We start from the raw sequence: 247 nt of genomic DNA on the forward strand, positions 1-247 counted from the left end.
GTGGTGCTTCCTCCGGTTTCATCATCACAAACTGACAAACGCTCTGGGGCAATGATGTCTGGTAAGGGTTCAACGATTAATTCGATTTCTTCAATGGTAAAACAATTCAAATCGCTTGTGGGGTCGGTGATGCGAATATAAACGATTTGATTATCCGACTGACTTTCATACCCAGTAGGAGTTGCAATTAAATTTCCTGGGTTTTCCTCAATAGCTCCATTTTCATTGTTGTAATAAGCAATGTCAA

Annotated in this window: 1 protein-coding gene; it reads right to left on the minus strand. The window is 40.1% G+C overall.

What is annotated here, in order from left to right; all coding sequences use genetic code 11:
• Positions 1–247 (minus strand): hypothetical protein (locus tag G7034_RS11810; protein WP_166401165.1); only part of this gene is annotated, 247 nt, incomplete at both ends.

Source organism: Psychroflexus maritimus (genome assembly GCF_011089875.1).
GTDB classification, from domain to species: domain Bacteria; phylum Bacteroidota; class Bacteroidia; order Flavobacteriales; family Flavobacteriaceae; genus Psychroflexus; species Psychroflexus maritimus.